20 protein-coding genes are annotated in these 20,019 nt (G+C 42.3%); 4 read left to right on the top strand and 16 right to left on the bottom strand.

The annotated features are described in order from the left end of the window. Positions 1-85 precede the first annotated feature (85 nt). The 9 genes from OCU38_RS10940 to OCU38_RS10900 all read right to left on the bottom strand — a co-directional run bounded on the left by OCU38_RS10940 (position 86) and on the right by OCU38_RS10900 (position 8,309). Positions 86-1,051, bottom strand: a complete 966-nt coding sequence (locus OCU38_RS10940) for a LysR family transcriptional regulator (RefSeq protein ID WP_261823088.1) — start codon at positions 1,049-1,051, stop codon at positions 86-88. Between the two features lie 210 nt (positions 1,052-1,261). Further along, positions 1,262-2,182 carry a BKACE family enzyme gene (locus tag OCU38_RS10935; RefSeq protein ID WP_261823087.1) on the bottom strand — a complete coding sequence of 307 codons (921 nt, stop codon included), beginning with the start codon at positions 2,180-2,182 and terminating at the stop codon, positions 1,262-1,264. 128 nt (positions 2,183-2,310) lie between these two features. Continuing rightward, positions 2,311-3,495 (bottom strand): acetyl-CoA C-acetyltransferase, encoded by a 1,185-nt coding sequence (locus OCU38_RS10930; protein WP_261823086.1) that lies wholly within the window; start codon positions 3,493-3,495, stop codon positions 2,311-2,313. Between the two features lie 258 nt (positions 3,496-3,753). Further along, entirely contained in the window at positions 3,754-4,716 is a 963-nt protein-coding gene (locus OCU38_RS10925) for a cyclase family protein (protein WP_261823085.1), read from the bottom strand. 74 nt (positions 4,717-4,790) lie between these two features. Further along, positions 4,791-5,750, bottom strand: coding sequence for a 3-hydroxyacyl-CoA dehydrogenase family protein (locus tag OCU38_RS10920; RefSeq protein ID WP_261823084.1), 960 nt, complete (start codon positions 5,748-5,750; stop codon positions 4,791-4,793). Between the two features lie 9 nt (positions 5,751-5,759). Further along, positions 5,760-6,575 carry an SDR family NAD(P)-dependent oxidoreductase gene (locus OCU38_RS10915; protein ID WP_261823083.1) on the bottom strand — a complete coding sequence of 272 codons (816 nt, stop codon included), beginning with the start codon at positions 6,573-6,575 and terminating at the stop codon, positions 5,760-5,762. A gap of 56 nt (positions 6,576-6,631) precedes the next feature. Further along, a complete protein-coding gene (locus OCU38_RS10910) occupies positions 6,632-6,988 on the bottom strand; it encodes a cupin domain-containing protein (RefSeq protein WP_023404151.1) in 357 nt (118 codons plus the stop codon). A gap of 2 nt (positions 6,989-6,990) precedes the next feature. After that, positions 6,991-7,653, bottom strand: coding sequence for a 3-oxoacid CoA-transferase subunit B (locus OCU38_RS10905; protein ID WP_261823082.1), 663 nt, complete (start codon positions 7,651-7,653; stop codon positions 6,991-6,993). A gap of 5 nt (positions 7,654-7,658) precedes the next feature. Continuing rightward, positions 7,659-8,309, bottom strand: a complete 651-nt coding sequence (locus tag OCU38_RS10900) for a CoA transferase subunit A (protein WP_261823081.1) — start codon at positions 8,307-8,309, stop codon at positions 7,659-7,661. 451 nt (positions 8,310-8,760) lie between these two features. Between OCU38_RS10900 and OCU38_RS10895 the strand changes: the two genes are divergently transcribed. After that, a complete protein-coding gene (locus tag OCU38_RS10895) occupies positions 8,761-8,988 on the top strand; it encodes a hypothetical protein (RefSeq protein WP_261823080.1) in 228 nt (75 codons plus the stop codon). A gap of 213 nt (positions 8,989-9,201) precedes the next feature. On the opposite strand, the gene OCU38_RS10890 is transcribed toward OCU38_RS10895, so the two are convergent. Both OCU38_RS10890 and OCU38_RS10885 read right to left on the bottom strand, forming a co-directional pair. Next, positions 9,202-9,477 carry a hypothetical protein gene (locus tag OCU38_RS10890; protein WP_261823079.1) on the bottom strand — a complete coding sequence of 92 codons (276 nt, stop codon included), beginning with the start codon at positions 9,475-9,477 and terminating at the stop codon, positions 9,202-9,204. Between the two features lie 170 nt (positions 9,478-9,647). Next, positions 9,648-10,831 (bottom strand): IS3 family transposase gene (locus OCU38_RS10885; protein ID WP_261823078.1). Its coding sequence is split into 2 segments (ribosomal slippage): positions 9,648-10,546 and positions 10,546-10,831, totalling 1,185 coding nucleotides; the frame shifts between segments, so codons are not numbered across the junction. A 277-nt stretch (positions 10,832-11,108) separates the two neighbouring features. On the opposite strand from OCU38_RS10885, the gene OCU38_RS10880 reads away from it, so the two are divergent. Beyond that, a complete protein-coding gene (locus tag OCU38_RS10880; RefSeq protein ID WP_261823076.1) occupies positions 11,109-12,065 on the top strand; it encodes an IS110 family RNA-guided transposase in 957 nt (318 codons plus the stop codon). 33 nt (positions 12,066-12,098) lie between these two features. On the opposite strand, the gene OCU38_RS10875 is transcribed toward OCU38_RS10880, so the two are convergent. Then, positions 12,099-12,842, bottom strand: coding sequence for a hypothetical protein (locus OCU38_RS10875; protein WP_261823077.1), 744 nt, complete (start codon positions 12,840-12,842; stop codon positions 12,099-12,101). Between the two features lie 367 nt (positions 12,843-13,209). Between OCU38_RS10875 and OCU38_RS10870 the strand changes: the two genes are divergently transcribed. Next, entirely contained in the window at positions 13,210-14,166 is a 957-nt protein-coding gene (locus OCU38_RS10870; RefSeq protein ID WP_261823076.1) for an IS110 family RNA-guided transposase, read from the top strand. Between the two features lie 38 nt (positions 14,167-14,204). On the opposite strand, the gene OCU38_RS10865 is transcribed toward OCU38_RS10870, so the two are convergent. The 3 genes from OCU38_RS10865 to OCU38_RS10855 form a co-directional block, all read right to left on the bottom strand. Further along, the gene (locus OCU38_RS10865) at positions 14,205-14,915 is read right to left on the bottom strand and encodes a hypothetical protein (protein WP_261823075.1); all 711 of its coding nucleotides are present in this window, start codon (positions 14,913-14,915) and stop codon (positions 14,205-14,207) included. Positions 14,916-15,585: 670 nt separating this feature from the next. Further along, positions 15,586-17,418, bottom strand: coding sequence for a glutamine--fructose-6-phosphate transaminase (isomerizing) (gene glmS, locus OCU38_RS10860; protein ID WP_261823074.1), 1,833 nt, complete (start codon positions 17,416-17,418; stop codon positions 15,586-15,588). A 55-nt stretch (positions 17,419-17,473) separates the two neighbouring features. Continuing rightward, on the bottom strand, positions 17,474-18,241 hold the full coding sequence (locus tag OCU38_RS10855) for a DeoR/GlpR family DNA-binding transcription regulator (RefSeq protein WP_261823073.1): 768 nt from the start codon (positions 18,239-18,241) through the stop codon (positions 17,474-17,476). A 345-nt stretch (positions 18,242-18,586) separates the two neighbouring features. On the opposite strand from OCU38_RS10855, the gene nagB reads away from it, so the two are divergent. Further along, on the top strand, positions 18,587-19,387 hold the full coding sequence (gene nagB, locus OCU38_RS10850; RefSeq protein WP_261823072.1) for a glucosamine-6-phosphate deaminase: 801 nt from the start codon (positions 18,587-18,589) through the stop codon (positions 19,385-19,387). A gap of 52 nt (positions 19,388-19,439) precedes the next feature. On the opposite strand, the gene OCU38_RS10845 is transcribed toward nagB, so the two are convergent. Next, a complete protein-coding gene (locus OCU38_RS10845) occupies positions 19,440-19,976 on the bottom strand; it encodes an MltR family transcriptional regulator (RefSeq protein WP_261823071.1) in 537 nt (178 codons plus the stop codon). Between the last annotated feature and the right edge of the window lie 43 nt (positions 19,977-20,019).

Below are 20,019 nucleotides of genomic sequence, written 5' to 3'. Positions count from 1 at the left end.
CTCTAACTAATAATTAAATTTGCACTGAAAGAAATAAATTTCCCATTAAAGGGATACGTTTTAAGTATTATTTTTAATAGTGATATTAATCAAATATTTTCACTTTTTCTCTATGATTTGATAATAAGTGTTCTTTAAATGCGTTTACTGTACTGGTCATAAAACGCTGTGGCGGATAGTAAAGATTTAAAAACCAATCATCGGTTTGGTAATCGGTTAATAGCTCAATTAAGTCGCCATTTCGGATGTGTTTTTTCACCAAAAATTCGGGTAGATAAGCCACACCACCACCGTTTACAGCGCCAGTCGCAATCATTTTAGCGTCGGACAACTCAATGGTTTTATTTACTGTGATAATGCGTGCTTCGTTGCCTTGTTTGAACACCCAGTTGTTCTTTCCGCTTAATGATTTTGAGTATAAACAGCGCAATTCAGTAAGGTCTTCAGGCACTAGAGGCTCGGCATTGAGTCGAATAAACTCTGGTGATGCTACCACGACAAAGCGTTCAGAAAGCAAGCTACGGCGTACTAAGTTGAGGTCACCTTCTTTAGAGATAGCCGAGCCTGCAATGGCAGAAATGATGAAGTCATTGTCTTTGTGCTGCTCTAAACCACGCGGTGAAATGGTCATCTGGATATTCACCATAGGGTTGTCCCTAACAAACTCAGATACTAATGGCAGGATGACATTTTCGGCATACACAGGGCTGCTACAAATGCGCACTGTACCGCGTTTTTCCTTAGTGAACTGGGTCAACTCATTCTTTAGGATCTGAATCTTAGAATTGATGTTTTTAAAGTTCTGATAAAGGTGATCACCCGCTTCAGTGATACGGTTAGCTTTGTCGTTGCGGCGATAAAGCGTCACACTCAACTCTGTTTCCAGGTCAGCCAGCCAGCGGGACCCTGTAGAAGTGGATATGTCCATAATCTCCGATGCTTTAGTCATCGAGCCGGCTTCAACTAAAACGGTAAAGAACATCATTTGAGCCACAAGTTGAGGATCTACGGGTTCATGAGAAGCTGGAAGTATGTTAGACGTATTATTCATAATATTGGCACAGAGTAATTTTTGATAAACTTACATCTATATAATAGAAATAACAAAAATATAAAGACATATTGTGATCGATCTATAATTTATATTAACCTGTAAGAATATATATATTTGTATGACAAATTGTTTAAATAAAAAAGGAGCCCATTAAGGGCTCCAAAGGTAGGTAAATCGTAGTTACTTGATTATTATAATAATTATATTTTATTCGTATGACTTCCAAGTAGGGAAGTTAGCTTTATTTAGTTTAAGAATTTGACGAGTTTCATCTGGAGTTGCAATTTCTAGGTCATTAAGTGCAAGCATTTGCTTAGTACGCTCTACAAACTCAACGTTAGATTTTGCCAACTGACCACGACGGAACAATACGTTATCTTCCATACCTACACGTAGGTGACCGCCAAGAGCGATAACTGCGTTGATCATTGGTAGGTGGTTACGACCGATACCCAGTGCACCCCAAGTAAAGTTTTGACCCCAGAAACGACGTACTTCATCTAGCATTTGTAGAAGAATGTGTACTTCAGCTGGAGAACCACCTGCTGCACCTAGTACAAACTGGAAGTGAGGTGCTGTGAATGGGTTTGGAATTTCTTCTGTGCCTTCTTCGCGCTTAGCATTTGCTTTGTTGATTTGGTCGCGGTAGAACTTAACGTTGTGAATCATACCAATATCGAAGATTTCGATTTCTGGTGTTACGTTGTGCTTAGGCATTTCAACCAATAGCTTGCTTAGGAAGCGAGGGCTGTTTTCAAAAATTACAGAGTGCATCCAGTTCATAGTACCCGCATCACAAGTTGCGATTTCTGGGTGTAGCTCTTGGAATGGAAGCATACGGATTTCGTCAGTCGCGCTTAGGTCGCCTGATGTAGTTAAGTTAAGAACGATGTCACACTCAGCTTCGCGAACATAACCTACTACTTCACGGAATTTTGCGATGTCCATTGATGAGTTAGTTTCGTCATCACGAACGTGGATGTGTGCAATTGAAGCACCAGCAGCATGACAAGCAATAATTTCGTCAGCTTGCTCACGAGGAGTCAAAGGAACAAATTCTGATTGTTCTTTTTTAGGGAAAGCGCCAGTACATGCAACAGTTAGGATACGTTTATTTGCTAGAGACATAATAGAACCTCTTATATTTAATAATGTATTGGGGAATTCCCCAGTATTTGTTTTATGTGCCCTGCAAATATTATTTAAGCAGGGCGACCTTAATTACTTTTAAATAACGTTATTAATAAATAAGTTATTTATACGTTTTCATTTTCAACGACTAATGCAACACCTTGACCGCCACCGATACATAAAGTTGCTAGGCCGTAACGTTGGTTACGTTTAGTAAGTTCATGAACCAGTGTGACTAAAATACGTGCGCCACTTGCGCCAATTGGGTGACCGATAGCAATTGCGCCGCCATTGACGTTGGTAATTGCTGGGTCTAGGTCTAACCCTTTCACTACAGAAAGTGCTTGAGATGCAAACGCTTCGTTTGCTTCAACTAGGTCTAAATCGCGAACTGAAATACCCGCTTTTTGCAGCGCTTTTTCAGAAGCAGGTACAGGTGCGTAACCCATAACTTCAGGATCAACACCGGCTGCGCCTTGTGAGCGAATAGTAACCATTGGTGTTAGGCCAAGTTCTTGCGCTTTGTCTTTGCTCATTAATACAATGGCAGCTGCGCCATCGTTTAGGCCAGATGCGTTTGCCGCAGTTACTGTGCCGTCTTTTTTGAAGGCTGGGCGAGGCTTGCTGATGGTCTCTAAAGTTGCGCCAAAGCGTGGGAATTCATCAGTATCGACGATAGTGTCACCGCGACGACTAGAGATAGTGTGTGGTGCAATTTCATCTTTAAATTTGCCTGCAGTAATTGCCGCTTCTGCGCGGTTTTGAGATTGAACTGCGTAAGCATCTTGCTCTTCACGAGAGATCTCGTATTTGCTTGCTAGGTTTTCTGCGGTGATGCCCATATGGAAGCCACCAAATGCATCAACCAAGCCATCGTTTAGCATGATGTCTGTGAGTTGAGAGTGTCCCATTTTCACGCCTGTGCGGTGTGAACCAAGGATGTGGGCTGCGTTTGACATTGATTCAGAGCCGCCTGCGACAACGATTTCAGCTTCACCGGTTTGAATTTGTAGAACCGCATCCATTACCGCTTTTAGACCTGAACCACATACCATAGAAACCACGTTTGCCGTTGCTTCATCAGGAATACCACTAAATTTAGCTACCTGGCGCGCTGGGTTTTGGCCTAGGCCTGCTGACAATACGTTACCAAAAATCAGGTTATCGACTTGCTCTGGTTTTACCTTGGCGTCGGCTAAAGCAGCTTTGACCGCTGTTACACCCAGATCGATAGGAGAGATGTTGGTGAAAGCACCTAAGTAGGCACCGATTGCAGTACGTTTTGCGCTTACAATTACTACGTCTTTCATGGGAATCCTTTTGTTTCTCACAGTGATCATTGCCACCGATGTTTATTATTCTTTATGACCGGGTATCTCACCGACCAAGGATATAAAATAATGTGTTGCTAAAACGCCATTAGTATCGATTCATTTATGTGGGTAATCCGTAGGGATAAAACCGATATCAATGGAAGCTATTGTGCTTAATAATTTGTTTAAATAAGCCGGAGCGTTTGCTCCGGCTTGGAGCTAATCAATTTCTTTGTTCAGTGTATGAACGGGTGATTAGTGGTCACCGTATGGGTATAGACGGTCAGGACAATCAACAACTTTGTCTGCGTCGATAACAGCCATTAGGCGAGTCATAGAACCATCACCACAGTAAAGGTTCAGTGGAGCACCAACGATATCGAAACGACGGCCTTTTACTTTCTCAACTTGGCCACCTACGTTTTCCCAACCTACTTTACCGTTACCCAGTAGCAGCTTGTGACAAGGTTCCCATGTACCGTTGCTTAGGCCTTTTTCTTCAACCATGCCGTACAATTCTTTGTAAGCTTCTTCGCCGTGAATTTCTTTGTACATGTCACGATCAAAGTGTGCGTATTCTGCTTCACCAAATTTCTCGATGAATTCTTTCTTCAGTGGGTAACCAGAGTAACCTTCAAGGTTCATTGATAGACGTCCCGCTGATTTTTCACCGATAGATGTGTGTAGAGGGTGGTCTAGTGCTTGTTGGTCTACGCCTAGTGCTTTGATGTCATGCTTCATACACCAGTGACCAACAGAAGCGCCAACGCCTGTTGCGTAGTGGTAGTACTGCTTGCTGTCATCCCAAAGTTTGCACATGCCAGTGTAGATAATGACGATCATGTCTTTTAGGTCAGCAAACTCTAGGCCTTCAACAGCTTCTACTGCTGCATCCATGTCTTCTGCTTTGATCAGAGACCACTGAGGTAGGTGTGAAAGGTCAAGACAAACTGCTTTACCACAGTAAGAGTCCAGTTCCATTTCGTGAGTGTAACGAGCACGACGGCCGTCAAACTCAGTTTCAATTACGTGGCGAGGAGAATCCGCGTGAGTACCACAGTGCATTGGCATTTTGAAGAATTGGGTTAGTACGCCTGATTTTGCTAGGCCGTGTGCACGAGTGATCTCAGGTTGTGGGAAGTAAGGCCACTGTGGAGATTGAGAACCAATTGGGTGCGACAGGTCGATGATTACTTTGCCTTCAAAAATAGATGTCATAATAGTTACCTTCAAATTTGTTAAATGGGCTTGCGCTTGTGACAAGCCCTTTACGTTATTTTTAATGCCGAGAGTTATGCTTCTTCTAGCTGCTTACGGCGGTACTTGGTTTGATCAATCAGATATTTAAATAGATTGGTTTTCGATTCTGCTGCTTGCTCTTGTGTCCATGTTTGGAAACCTTCGCCTGTTGCAAAACCGCTTTTGCCTGCTTCAACCAACTCTTTAAGCTTGCTGCTTGGCTCAGTACCAGAGTAAAGGTGCTCAAACATGTACTTATGAATGTTTAGGCTAAGCTCTGTTGAAACCATGTCTGCGTTTTCAAACGGTGCAAGTTGAGGAACGCGGAAACCAAATGAATTTTTAATACAGTCATCGATGGTTTTCGGGTCAGCAATGCCTTCGTCTAGCATGTAGAACGCTTCACGCCATAGGGCATGTTGTAGACGGTTTGCTAGGAAACCAGGAACGTCTTTCATGCATTTAGCCGGTGCTTTGCCACAATCTTCTAGCAAGTCGAATGACGCTTGGAAAACTTCTTCATCGGTGTCTTCTGTGCGGATAACTTCTACTAGAGGAATCAGTACCGCTGGGTTCCAGAAGTGCATGCCAATCACGCGCTCTTTCTTCTCAACCACTTCGGCAATTTCAGTGATAGATTTCACTGATGTGCCAGAAGCGAAGATGCAGTCTGGACGTGCGTACTGTTCCATCTCTTTGAACGTAGCGTGTTTGATGTCCATTACTTCAGGTACAGATTCAAAAATTAGATCCGCATTTTCGTACGCTTCAATAGCGTCAGCTGTAATGTTGATACGGTCTAAAATGTCTGATTTTCTGTGCTCTTCAAGTAGGCCTTCTTGGATGAACATATCAAGCTGGCTGCTCATATCTTCAACGGCGGTACACTTAGACACGTTACGCGTTTTAATAGTTACGTTACGACCACCCGAGGCGAAGATTTGCGCGATACCCACGCCCATCATGCCCGAGCCACCTACGATGGTGATGTTCTTAATATCTTGATGCTTCATAGTGCTTCCTTATCCCGCTGTACAGCCGCCATCAACATAAATGATTTGGCCGTTGATGAAGTTAGATGCTGGTGCAGACAGGAATAGAACCAAGCCAATCATGTCGTTTGTTTCTGCTACGCGACCCATTGGAAGACGAGCCAAGAACGGAGCGATACGTGCTGGGTCTTCACAAATCTCTTGAGTTAGTGGAGATTTAACTAGAGTAGGAGCAATCGCGTTCACATTGATGGTAAAGCCTTGTTTAGCGCCTTTTAGAGACCATTCAGTTGAAAGCTGCTTAGTTAGGCTATCTACTGCTGCTTTTGATGCTGCATATGCTGTGTAGCCATCTGGGTGACCACAGAAGCCGCGTACTGAAGAAGTGTTCACGATTTTGCCGTGGCCTTGCTTCATGAAGTACTGTCCAAATACCTGACAAGGAACAAGCGTACCCGTTACGTTTACGTTCATTACTTGGTTGAACTTATCTGTTGGCATTTCTTCAGCAGGAGCACGGAAAGCCATGCCTGCGTTATTGACTAGAATGTCGATGCGACCAAAGCGAGTATCGATTTCATCAACCAATTCTTGAACTTTTTGTGGGTTCGTTACATCAGAAGTAATTGCTACACACTCACCGCCAACTTCACGTACAGAAGCTACTGTTTCTTCTAGAGTTTGCATGTTACGTGCAGTGACTACGACTTTAGCGCCGTGCAATGCAAATGCTTGTGCGTAAGCTGCGCCAAGAGTGCCGTTACCGCCAGTAATTACCGCTACTTTGTCTTTAAGGTCAAAAATGTTTTGAGCAAATTCGTTGCTCCACGTTGAGGTCATTGCCATCTTTCTATGTCCTATTAAATTTGGTTTAGATGATTCTTAATTTTTTATTTAACGACTTAACAAGTAGAGAACGTCACCAGTGCCGAAGCAGTTTCATTGGTGCGGTTTTCTAGGCGTCGACCTTCGTTTGGTAGGAAGGCGATAGAGTCACCTTTTTTAATGACGTATTCTTTTTCATCGCCATCAATAACCACTAGCTCACCGCTAACTACGAAATACGTTTTTTCAAATTCAGCCGCTGGCATGCCTTCGTCGTACTGCCAATCTGCGCCGCCATTTGGTAGGAAATATGACAGTCCTTGCCAAAACTTAGTCACGCCAGTTTCAGCTTCGCCTTGCAGCTTCAAAGATACCGTGCCGTGGTGGCTTGGCGGGTTGTATGCACTCACTTCAGATAATTTAATTGCTTTCATTTTTATGCTCCGAATGTTACGACATTTGTAGGAATGATTAATTCTGTTGCCGTTTTTTGGATAACCTCTTCGATGCTGCTGTGAGGTGCCACTTCTTTTAGTAGTAAGCCTTCTGGCACTACTTCTATAACGGCTAAATCAGTAATAATTAGGTTTACTTGACCTTTTGCGGTAAGGGGTAATGTGCACTCATCTAAGATTTTGCTTTCACCGTGTTTGTTGCAGTGATCCATCATGATGATTACGCGCTTTGCACCACTTACTAGGTCCATTGCGCCGCCCATACCAGCGATAAGCTTTTTAGGGATCATGTAGTTGGCTAAGTTACCGTTGCGGTCAACTTCCATCGCACCGAGTACCGTTGCGTCTACATGTCCGCCACGAATAAGGGAGAACGAAAGGCTAGAATCAAAATAGGCTGCGCCTTCGATAGCGGTTTTAGGTGAACCACCTGCGTCAGTCAGTTCCCAATCTTCTTGGCCTTCTTCTGGCGATCCTGCGATGCCAACCATGCCATTTTCAGATTGAAAAACGATGTGCTTGTCTGGGTCAACAAAGCCAGCAACTAAAGTTGGCATACCAATTCCCAGGTTTACCAAGTCGCCAGTATTGAGCTCTTGAGCAACACGTTGTGCGACTAGGTTTCTCATTTGCTTTTTGTCCATGTCGATTACCCTACGATGTAGTCAATTAGTACAGATGGTGTAGTAAATGCATCCACGGAGTATTTACCCGCATCAACCACTTCTTCAGGCTCTACAAATACTAGGCTTGCAGCTGTTGCCATTACTGGATTGAAGTTTTTGGTCGTTTTGTTGTAGAGCGTGTTACCAAACACATCACAGGTTGATGCTTTAAGAAGAGAAACGTCAGCTTTGCGTGGCAGTTCAAGCAGGAACTCTTCGCCTTCAATTTCAATAACGCGTTTGCCTTCTTGAACTAGAGTACCAACACCAGTTTTAGTCAGAACGCCACCAAGGCCAGCACCAGCTGCACGAATCTGCTCAACCAATGTGCCTTGAGGAACCAACTCAACTTCCATCTCACCAGAGTTCATTTTGTCTCCAGCAATTCGGTTTAAGCCGATGTGAGAAGCGACAAGTTTACTAACTTGGCCAGTTTCAATTAGCTTGCCCACACCTTTACCTGGTAGGCCGGCGTCATTACAAATTACAGTTAGGTTTTTTACGCCACTTTCAACAATCGCATCAATCACCTTTTCTGGTGAACCGATTGTCATAAAACCACCAACCATCAAGGTCATGCCATCTTCAATTTTGGCCGCTGCTTGCAGTGGTGATAGAACGGGTTTTAATAACATTGCCTCATCTCACTTTCGCCTCTTTGGACGATTCTCGTTTCGTTGCAAATAAGATTACGCCTCCACCAAAATCAAATGAATGGCACTAATGAGAAGGGGCGTTTCATGGGTGCAAGGGATTATTAGAGCAAGATCAAACAACGCGAAATTGCGTGAACAGAGTCACTGATCTAGGTGCTAATTTCTTAAATATAAAAACCGCGATTTCATAAATAGGAATTAAATTTAAGCAAACTACTTTTGTGTGAATTAGCGCAGAGTTTTATTTCTCTGATAGGAGGCTAGGTGCGTATGGGAGGGAAATAAATTTTGTGAATAGTGGGGTAGGGAGCTTAGTGGTTGAATTTGTGGTGTTTTATTGGTCAGTTTGGGAGGGAAAAGTAGGCGGTTGGAGTAAATTGACGATCGTTTCTGACTAGATGTGGGGAATTTTATTTTTGATGAGCGCTGAATGGAAAAGCCTGAGCAGGCGTTATACGTTCGTTGTAAAGTAGAGTTAATTACAGTTGAAAATTCATTGGATGTAGAATCTCGTACCTATGACGGTTCCGTAGATGGATGCCAAAGTTACATCAGCTTATTGGATAACTTCTATTACAATAATCATCCAGCAGAAGACCCTAGAAAGGACTTAGCTACATATACCGACGATGACTTTGATCCAGACTTTGATTGGTAATTGCCTCCAGAAAGACTGTGGAAGTGACAATAAAGTCTGAACAATTCTAACAAGGTTTTGGACAAAAGTGAGTTAGTTATATTTCTAAATTAGGATATAACGAGTTAGCTGGTGTATGGGAAAGTAACGCCTGCTAAGCGGCAACAAATAGTTGGCTAAATTTAGCGAGAAACGAGCAAAAGACAACTGTTTTTTGTCCGTTTGAGCAACTTGTTAAGTTGCTCCATCAGTGAGCCAATTACTAAATAATCTAACTCCTAATGATCCCAAAACTGCTAAACCAAATAACGAAGTGATGTGTTCATTAGGATTGATGCCAACACTAAGTAACGAAATAGCATTGCCTAGCGCTATTAATATTAAAATACAGCCGACACCAGCCCAACTCGACTTTGTATTTGAGAACAATTTAGTTAATGCTATCAGTACGAGTGCAGCGCCATTAATCCAAAGTGCCCAATCTAAAACAACTTCTTTCAATACTTCCAATTTTACTACTCCATATATGTGTGCAACATTGCAACTTAACGTCGCATTAAGGTATGAGCAACGCTACCACAAAACTCAGCCTAACCGCCGTAAACACAAACCCTAACGATGGAATGATAAATGCCAAGCGTTGGGAATGATCTTCACCCGATAAAATGGACACCTATTTTCTAAAACCCCATCACAACTTCATATTCATGTGGGCTTCGATATCCTAAACTAGAATGCAGTCTATAACGGTTATAAAAATGCTGGATATAACCCGCTAGTTTATCTCTGAGCTGCTTCTCACTTTTAAACGTATTCTTTCTAATAATATCGCTTTTAAGCGTGTGAAAAAATGATTCGACCTCAGCGTTATCTGTGCAGTGACCAGGGCGATTCATACTCGGCACAATACCATTTCTTTTAAGAAGCGCTTGCACCTCATGGGAACGATACTCAGAGCCTCTATCTGTATGGAACAATAAACCACTAGACGGAGCACGGTTACGTACTGCCATCCTTAATGAACTCATAGTCAATGCTGTACTTTTTTGCTTACCAAGAGACCAACCCACCACTTTTCGTGAGTAAAGATCAATAATGACCGCAAGGTACATCCAACGATTACCTTGTCGAATATAAGTTAAATCGCCAGACCACTGTTGGTTCACCGCTGTTGGCTTAGGCGTATCTTTCTTAATATTCTTTATCGATTGATAAAAACGATGCAACTTGGCCATCTTCAAATAGATTCGATAGCTTCTTGCTCTGAGCCCATGCTCCTTCATTAATCGCGCAACACGTTTACGACTAACAGATATGCCATGCCTTCTCAGCTCAGCATGAACTCTTGGACTACCATATGTCTCACGACTCTTCGCAAATATCTTTTTGATTTCCATGAGTAAGTCCGATTCAGACTGACTATATTTACTAGGCGAACGCACCAGCCAAGCATAATAGCCAGATCTAGAAATCGATAAATGGCGACACATCATCACTATAGGAAACACTGATTTGTATTTCTTTATGAACCTGAATTTTGTCGATTTTCCTGGGCTACGAATCGTTGCCACTTTTTTAGCAGATCATTCTCTAACCTAAGCTGTTCGTTTTGACGCTCTAGTTCAGCAAGTCGATTGGACTCTACCTTTTGCTTGGGTATGTGTGGTTTTTTCTTTCGTTTATCTTCCATGATGATCCCTTCTCGATACTCCTTGCGCCATCTGGATAACATGAAAGGATGTATATCCAACGACTGAGCTACTCCCTTAACTGTAGCCCCATCTCGAAGAGAAAGTCGAACAGCTGTGACCTTAAATTCTGTTGGGTATTGTTGCGTCTTTTTACCTGATTTATAAGCTGGCATAACCACCTCCAATATTAATTGAAGGTGTCCACTAGATCGGGTCAACTACAGAATCACTCTTAAATGCTTTGTATGGATAATAAGCACTCCAATCGGGTAATGTGAGACCCTAGCTTTAGCTGCAACTAAAGCTTTTTATGTAGCAGTTCGTTTAAATGCTGGCTCCTCTATCGAGAGACCGATAACAAACATGAACGCTACATAGGACTCCAAGCATAAACCTCGAATAGTCGACTGGGTCTCGAACCCGTATTACGCAAGCATGAGTTAGCTTATTATGAATATTAAAATCAATCAAAGCATCAACGTTGGAGTTGATACCGGCAAAACACAATTAGATATCCACATCAGGCCATTAGACCTATTTTTCTCAGTAGAGAACAATGATAAAGGCATCAAGAAAGCACTCGAAACGATTAAAAGTCATAATCCTGAACGTATAGTTATTGAAGCAACAGGCCGACTAGAAATGCCTTTTGTTTTAGCATGTGTAGAGGCTCAACTACCTATTGTTAGAGCAAACCCTGTCCATATAAAACGATTCGCTGGTGCTATTGGCCGCAGAGCCAAAAATGATCGTTTAGATGCAGAGTTGATCGCTCACTATGGAGAAGCAATCAAACCAGCTCTTACTGTCATAAAACCCAAAAACATACGCTTAATGAGTGACTTAGTCATTCGCCGAAATCAGTTGCTATCTATGCAAACTATGGAAAAGAACCGAATACAGATACTTCCAGCTTCTCTCCATTCAACTATCAAACCGATGCTAACCACGATAAAAAATCAAATCACCAAGTTAGAAGAAAGACTAGTTAAGATCATTGAAGATAGCCCAGAGTATCAGGCAAAAAATACAATATTACAGAGCGTCCCAGGAATAGGAAACATTGCCGCAGCATCAATAATTAGTAACGTACCAGAGCTTGGCTACATCACAAATAAACAAGCGGCATCACTGATTGGCGTCGCTCCAATAACACGCGAAAGTGGGCGTTACAAGGGTAAGCGCGTGATCCAAGGCGGTCGAGCGCAAGTACGCACAGTGTTATATATGGCAATGATGTCAGCCATGCAATGTAACCCCGTATTCAAAGCAACTTATGCTCGACTTTTAGCTGCCGGAAAGCCTAAGAAAGTCGCAATAATCGCGTGTGTTCGAAAGATGGTTGTAACCCTTAACTCTATGCTGAGAGATGGCGCCATGTGGGATGAAAACACAGCCAAAAACTAATCATTGACGCCATAGTCGTTTGTTATAAGTATGTTACTCGGCCTCAAATTCAAGCAGATACGCAGGAACCGGTTTCTCAAGTGGGCTCAACCCATTTGTTTTATATGTGGGAAAATCTTCACGAATCAGAGTTTTTCCTACAAGCGTCAGCTTAAGGCCTGAAGCAAGTAACAGTTCCTTTTCATTTCCTAACTCACCATCTAAATCAAAAACGTAACTCTTTGTTCTCGGGTTTGTCATTCTGATAACTGCGAGATGAATTTCACCACGGTCAAATGCCTTACCATGCCAATCTCCATTTCGTACAGCAACCTGTGGACACAAACTAGTAGATAGAGGGCGATCAGTTACAAACACCTGTCCTACGCCGATTGGCAAATAACCTCCATGAAAAAGAAATTGGCCATCAGGTAATAGCCCACCAAATGAAGAAATATCTTCAGATACAAGCTCTAAATCACAACTCGGATAAAGGTGTTTATAAGCATAAATATGTTCAGGGTCTTCAGTCGGCATAGCTGCCAAATTGGCTTTAAATTCTGAAGATTCCCTTAGAAAGTCGTCAATATAAAACCCAAGTCGATTATTCGCAACTTCGTTTAACATAAACTCGCCTACATCTCGATGGTTTGACAACTTTGCTTTTAACGATAACTTTATAGAGTCAGGCATGGGTTGTCCCAGACCAATAGCCTCAAGCATCTCTTCATGCGTTGGGTTTCTTTCATTCCACTCTTCGTAAGGAGTTGAAAATGGATTCATCAATAAAAAATTCATCTTTGTGCCTCAAAATTTTACTACTGTAGACTTTTAAATACTCATAACGCCCAATTAAGGTGTGAAGCACGCGACCACGACACTCAATTAGACCACCGTAACCGCTGAACTAAACCCAAACCAAAAATGCCAAGCGTGCTGAATCACTATTAAATTGTTTGTATGGATAATAAGCACTCCAATCGGGTAATGTGAGACCCTAGCTTTAGCTGCAACTAAAGCTTTTTATGTAGCAGTTCGTTTAAATGCTGGCTCCTCTATCGAGAGACCGATAACAAACATGAACGCTACATAGGACTCCAAGCATAAACCTCGAATAGTCGACTGGGTCTCGAACCCGTATTACGCAAGCATGAGTTAGCTTATTATGAATATTAAAATCAATCAAAGCATCAACGTTGGAGTTGATACCGGCAAAACACAATTAGATATCCACATCAGGCCATTAGACCTATTTTTCTCAGTAGAGAACAATGATAAAGGCATCAAGAAAGCACTCGAAACGATTAAAAGTCATAATCCTGAACGTATAGTTATTGAAGCAACAGGCCGACTAGAAATGCCTTTTGTTTTAGCATGTGTAGAGGCTCAACTACCTATTGTTAGAGCAAACCCTGTCCATATAAAACGATTCGCTGGTGCTATTGGCCGCAGAGCCAAAAATGATCGTTTAGATGCAGAGTTGATCGCTCACTATGGAGAAGCAATCAAACCAGCTCTTACTGTCATAAAACCCAAAAACATACGCTTAATGAGTGACTTAGTCATTCGCCGAAATCAGTTGCTATCTATGCAAACTATGGAAAAGAACCGAATACAGATACTTCCAGCTTCTCTCCATTCAACTATCAAACCGATGCTAACCACGATAAAAAATCAAATCACCAAGTTAGAAGAAAGACTAGTTAAGATCATTGAAGATAGCCCAGAGTATCAGGCAAAAAATACAATATTACAGAGCGTCCCAGGAATAGGAAACATTGCCGCAGCATCAATAATTAGTAACGTACCAGAGCTTGGCTACATCACAAATAAACAAGCGGCATCACTGATTGGCGTCGCTCCAATAACACGCGAAAGTGGGCGTTACAAGGGTAAGCGCGTGATCCAAGGCGGTCGAGCGCAAGTACGCACAGTGTTATATATGGCAATGATGTCAGCCATGCAATGTAACCCCGTATTCAAAGCAACTTATGCTCGACTTTTAGCTGCCGGAAAGCCTAAGAAAGTCGCAATAATCGCGTGTGTTCGAAAGATGGTTGTAACCCTTAACTCTATGCTGAGAGATGGCGCCATGTGGGATGAAAACACAGCCAAAAACTAATCATTGACGCCATAGTCGTTTGTTAGGCTTTGGGTACGCTACTCATGTTCAGTCTGTTCAATTCGTTTTAATACTTTAGATAAACCAGGCCAAGGTATATCATTTTCTTTATTACCTGGTTTCTTATAGAATTCATCAAACTGCTTACGCTCTTTTGAAGTCATCTTTTTCAAGACTTCATTCATTTCTGGCTGAAGGCGGAATGTATGAATTTTCATACGCTCTCCTCTCACCGCATCATTGAAGTCTAAAAAATAATCATGGGATATTTCAAGCTTGCCAACTGGAAGCTTCCAATCGAGCACCTCAAAAGAGATTCCCACTTCGGGTACTGTTGATTTATGATGAATTATACAGTGCCTTATTTTCCGCAAGTCTCCCATTAAGGGACAAACAATTTTCTGTGCTTCAATACCAATTACATCAGCTATACGATGGCGGTATACTTCATCCCAAAGCGCATACATTGTGCACAGCAAAGATTTCCTAACTTCGTTCGTAAAGCCTCCTTTTTCTTTACACTTTTCTATACATTTAACTGTTTTAATCCTAGCGTGCATTTTAGGCTGACTATTTACATTAGAGCCTATCCAAGTTTGATGATCGCTAGCAACAGAAGACTTAGCTAATTTCTCACCTTGATCTCGAATACCTTGAGTAGCAAAAAACATACATACTACATATTCATCGAAAGTATCGATTAACTCACCCATAATAGATTGAACGGTTTCTCTATGTTGTGTACTCATTTTTATCAACTATTCCGATTAAAAGCCTAACATTGTTAATAACAGGCCCGCTCGTTTTTCTGCTTGCCTAACTTTCATTCAAACTATCATAACTCACTGAAACTTAACGCATATACTTCACATTTCGCATTCTGTCTTTACATAAAAACGAGCGTGCGTGTTATCACTTTTTAACAATGTGCGTTATCTTAGGAAGAAAAAAGGTAATCCTATAACTAACAATCACTTATTAAATTTGTTTTCGGCAAAACGAGACTGGGCTCTCGACAAAACAAGCCATTTCTCATAATCAAAAGGGATTCAAGCCCAATAAGCTGTATAAATTCACAAAAATTGTGATGCTAGACTGCTAAGCAAATTTGGCCACATAGTTGGATGTCTTGGCATAAGGCAAAGTATGTCAAATGCCAAGCAAAATGTTGTGCAGAAAAACTAACTTAAAACGCAAAGGGGCAAAGACGTGCTTGCTATAGTCGGTTCACATACATCTGCCGAGTGAACTAGCAGAGGAAAATAACAAACTTTATTGTAAATGATCAGACTTTATTGGAATCGAACAAACTATATTGTCTTCCGACACTAGTTACATAGGGCGATTATTGAGGACAACACGCAGGCACAAAAAAGGGGCTAGAAGCCCCTTACAGAATCGTTGGCGAATTATTGAGTCTTACTCAACCGTTACCGCTTTCGCTAGGTTACGTGGTTGGTCAACGTCAGTACCTTTGATTAATGCAATGTGGTACGACAGTAATTGCATTGGTACTGTGTAGAAGATTGGGGCAATGATCTCACTGACGTGAGGCATTTTGATGATCTTCATGTTTTCGTCGCCTTCAAAGCCGGCTTCTTCATCGGCAAAGACATACAGTAGACCGCCACGGGCACGTACTTCTTCAACGTTAGATTTTAGCTTCTCTAGTAGGTCGTTGTTTGGTGCAACTACGACTACAGGCATGTCAGCATCAATTAGCGCTAGAGGGCCGTGTTTTAGTTCGCCAGCGGCGTAGGCTTCTGCGTGAATGTAAGAGATCTCTTTCAGTTTTAGAGAGGCTTCCATTGCAATTGGGTAGTACTCACCGCGACCTAGGAATAGGGTGTGGTGTTTGTCTGCAAAATCAGGGGCTAGTGCTTCGATTTCTTTGTCGAAGGCTAACGCTTTTTCAATAGCAGTTGGTAGCTCGTGCAGTGCTTTAACAATTTCTGTTTCTTGCGCGTGATCTACGCGACCTTGCAAGCGACCAATAGAGACTACCATCATTAGCATTGCTGCAAGTTGGGTTGTGAATGCTTTGGTTGATGCTACACCAATTTCAGTTCCCGCGCGGGTCATGAAGGCGAAGTCTGATTCACGAACCAGTGATGAACCTGCCACGTTACAGATGGTCATTGCGGCCATGTAGCCTTTCTCTTTAGCTAGGCGTAGTGCGGCTAGCGTATCGGCTGTTTCACCTGATTGAGAAAGTGTGACTAGCAAGCTGTTAGGGCGAGTCACGAATTTGCGGTAGCGGAACTCAGAAGCAATTTCTACGTCACAGCTTACGCCAGCGATAGATTCAAACCAGTAGCGAGCGGCCATACCTGAGTTGTATGAAGTACCACAAGCAATGATTTGTACGTGCTCTACTTTGCTTAGGATTTCTTCTGCTTTTACGCCAATCGCGTTAGTGATAACAGAGTCAGCAGATAGACGACCTTCCATAGTGCTGATAAGCGCAGCAGGTTGCTCAAAGATCTCTTTTTGCATGAAGTGACGGTATTTACCTTTGTCACCGGCATCGTGTTCTGCGTTAGATTCGTGCTCTTCACGTTCAACTGCGTTGCCTTCCGCATCAAAGATAGACACTTCACGGCGAGTGATTTCGGCAATGTCACCCTCTTCAAGGTAGATAAAGCGACGAGTTACGTTAAGCAGTGCTAGCTGATCAGAGGCTAGGAAGTTTTCACCCACACCTAGACCAATAACAATTGGGCTACCAGAGCGAGCAACTACGATGCGGCTAGGATCTTTACGATCAACCGCTACTGTGCCGTATGCACCTTCAAGTTGTTTTGCGGTTTTTTGTAGGGCTTCAATCAATGAAGCCGAAGTTCTCAGTTCCCACTCAACTAGGTGAGCGATAACTTCAGTATCTGTTTGAGAAGTGAACACATAACCACGTCCAGTTAATAGTTCACGCAGTTCTTCGTGGTTTTCAATGATGCCGTTGTGTACAACTGCAATATCGCCAGACATGTGTGGGTGAGCATTTGCTTCACTTGGTTCACCGTGAGTTGCCCAACGTGTGTGTGCAATGCCTGTACCGCCCGCAACGTGCTGCTCGTTTACTGCATCAGCAAGTTCTTGAACCTTACCTAAGCGACGCACGCGAGTTAGGTTTGATTCGCTATCCACTACTGCAACACCGGCAGAGTCATAGCCACGGTATTCAAGACGGCGTAAACCTTCAACAAGGATTTCAGCCACATCACGTTGTGCTACTGCACCAACAATTCCACACATTTTGTATTCTCCAATTTGTCTTCTTTATATTGAGAGGAAGACCATAAGTACTAATTTAATTTTCTGCTCGTATGACACGAACAGATTTTGATTCGATAATTTCTTTATATTCGTCAGACAGGTTTTGATCGGTAATGACAATATCTATGTTGTCCCAAGCCAGCTCTAGGTTGGGGATACGTCGACCAATTTTGTCTGACTCGATCATCACGATCACTTGGCGCGACACTTCCGCCATGACTCGGCTTAAACCAATCAGTTCATTAAAGGTAGTAGTGCCTCGATCAAGATCCAGACCGTCAGCGCCAACAAACAGCTGATCAAAGTCGTACGATCTTAAAGCTGCTTCTGCTACTTGACCTTGAAATGAGTCTGAATGGGCATCCCATGTGCCGCCAGTCATCAGTAAGGTTGGCTCACTTTCTAATTCGTTCAGCGCATTCGCTGCCGTTAACGAATTAGTCATAACCACTAAACCTTTTTTGGTATTGAGCATAGAAATCAGAGCGCCAGTGGTGCTGCCGCTATCAATGACAATACGGTTGTGGTCACGGACAAGAGATACTGCCGTGGCAGCTAAAGAACGTTTCTCTTCCGAGACAAGAAGGCTAAGTTCTTCAACTACAGTTTCGCTAGGAATAGAGACAGCGCCACCGTATCGACGTACTAGTTGTCCACTTTGTTCTAAAGAGGCAAGGTCTTTACGAATAGTGACTTCTGACGTATCGAAGCGTTTTGCTAGCTCTTCAACGGTCACTTCTCCTTGTTGCTCAACTAAGGAGGCAATAGCACTGCGTCGAATTTGTGAGTTTCTCTTGGTCATGGGTGTCTGTGTTTCGTTTCGATTGTTTAATTGTTTCACATCGAAAGCTGTATGTCTATAAATCGAAACATAAACGAAACGGTTTATTTGTAAGCTAATGCATGTAGGGCATTACAGCTTGTGAATCGAAGTAGATAATTTTCATCGAGAATTATTAAGGCAATTCATCGCATAAACTTTCATTTTGAAGTCAATTTTGAAGAGGAAAAAAGTGGGTAATCTTGCCCGATTAGCGATTTTTTGTACGATCTAGGTCAAAAAATCTCTATTTTCTATTGGATAATATTCAGACTTATTTTACACTACAAAAAAACATTCAACCCTAATCGTTAGAAAGGTAGATTTATGAGACTGATTCCGTTAAGCAATGCTGAGAAAGTAGGTAAGTGGGCAGCGCGTCATATTGTTGAAAGCATCAATAAATTTCAACCAACTGCTGAACGACCATTTGTACTTGGTCTACCAACAGGTGGTACTCCATTAACTACATATAAAGCTCTTATCGATTTGTATAAAGCGGGTGACGTTAGCTTTAAACACGTAGTGACTTTTAACATGGATGAGTATGTAGGTATTGATCCTAATCACCCAGAATCTTACCGCTCTTTCATGTACAACAACTTCTTTAACCACGTTGATGTACAAGAAGAAAACATTAACCTACTTGACGGTTTAGCTGACGATATCGACGCTCATTGCGCTGCATACGAAGCTAAAATGAAGTCTTACGGCAAGATCAACTTGTTCATGGGCGGCGTAGGCATTGATGGCCACATCGCATTTAATGAGCCAGGTTCATCTCTATCTTCACGTACACGTATTAAGACGCTAACTGAAGATACTCGTATTGCTAACTCTCGCTTCTTTGATGGCGATATCTCGCAAGTACCTAAGTACGCACTTACTATCGGTGTTGCGACTTTGCTAGATGCTGAAGAAGTGATGATTCTTTCTTTAGGTCACAATAAAGCACAAGCACTACAAATGGCAGTAGAAGGTTCTATCAACCACATGTGGACTGTAACTGCACTACAACTGCACAATAAAGCTGTGATTGTTGCTGATGAACCAGCACAACAAGAGCTTAAAGTGAAAACAGTTAAATACTTTAATGAGCTAGAAGCTGAGAACATTAAAGGTCTATAATTAAACCGATTATAGAAAGCTAAAAAAACCACCGTAAGGTGGTTTTTTTGTTTTAGGAGGTGAGGTCATTCTCTTGGCATAGCTGAGCGACAATATCAGTGACCGCTAACACTAAAGTGGAGCGTACCCTTTGAAAGTGGCGGGTTAAAAACATATCTAATGTTGCCCCGTTCATACCTTCGAGGAGTGTGGCATCAAACTCTAATGGAGTAATGCCTTTAATGGCGTTAATTCTATTCAATTCAAATAAAACATCGACTTCAGTAAAGCTAACATCATCCCCTTGAATTTTTGCCCACTCTCTTAGGGTGACGAATATGTCGATATCGTCATACACTTCTTTAGAGATACTGCCTAACCCTAGCAATAGCTTGGTACGAACTTGAATTTCGCCAAGTGGGCCGTCGTTAGTCAGTAGTGGGTCCACCACAAATTTTACCGCATAGTCATCTTTGAAAAAGATGCTTTTTAGCAATGCATCAACAGTATCGTCTAATACATCGTAGGCGGTGAACAAGCACTCATGGGCACTTTCTGCTTCAGAAAGGGCTTCGAGTAACTCAGTTTCATTTTGTGGTGTTATGGGCATACAGTTCTTTATACTATGAGAAATAAACCTAAAAGGTGCTTCG

Origin of the sequence: Vibrio neonatus, from assembly GCF_024346975.1 — a bacterium.
GTDB lineage: Bacteria > Pseudomonadota > Gammaproteobacteria > Enterobacterales > Vibrionaceae > Vibrio > Vibrio neonatus.
Note: the sequence above shows the minus strand (reverse complement) of the source record. Positions and strands in the feature narration are given on the sequence as shown.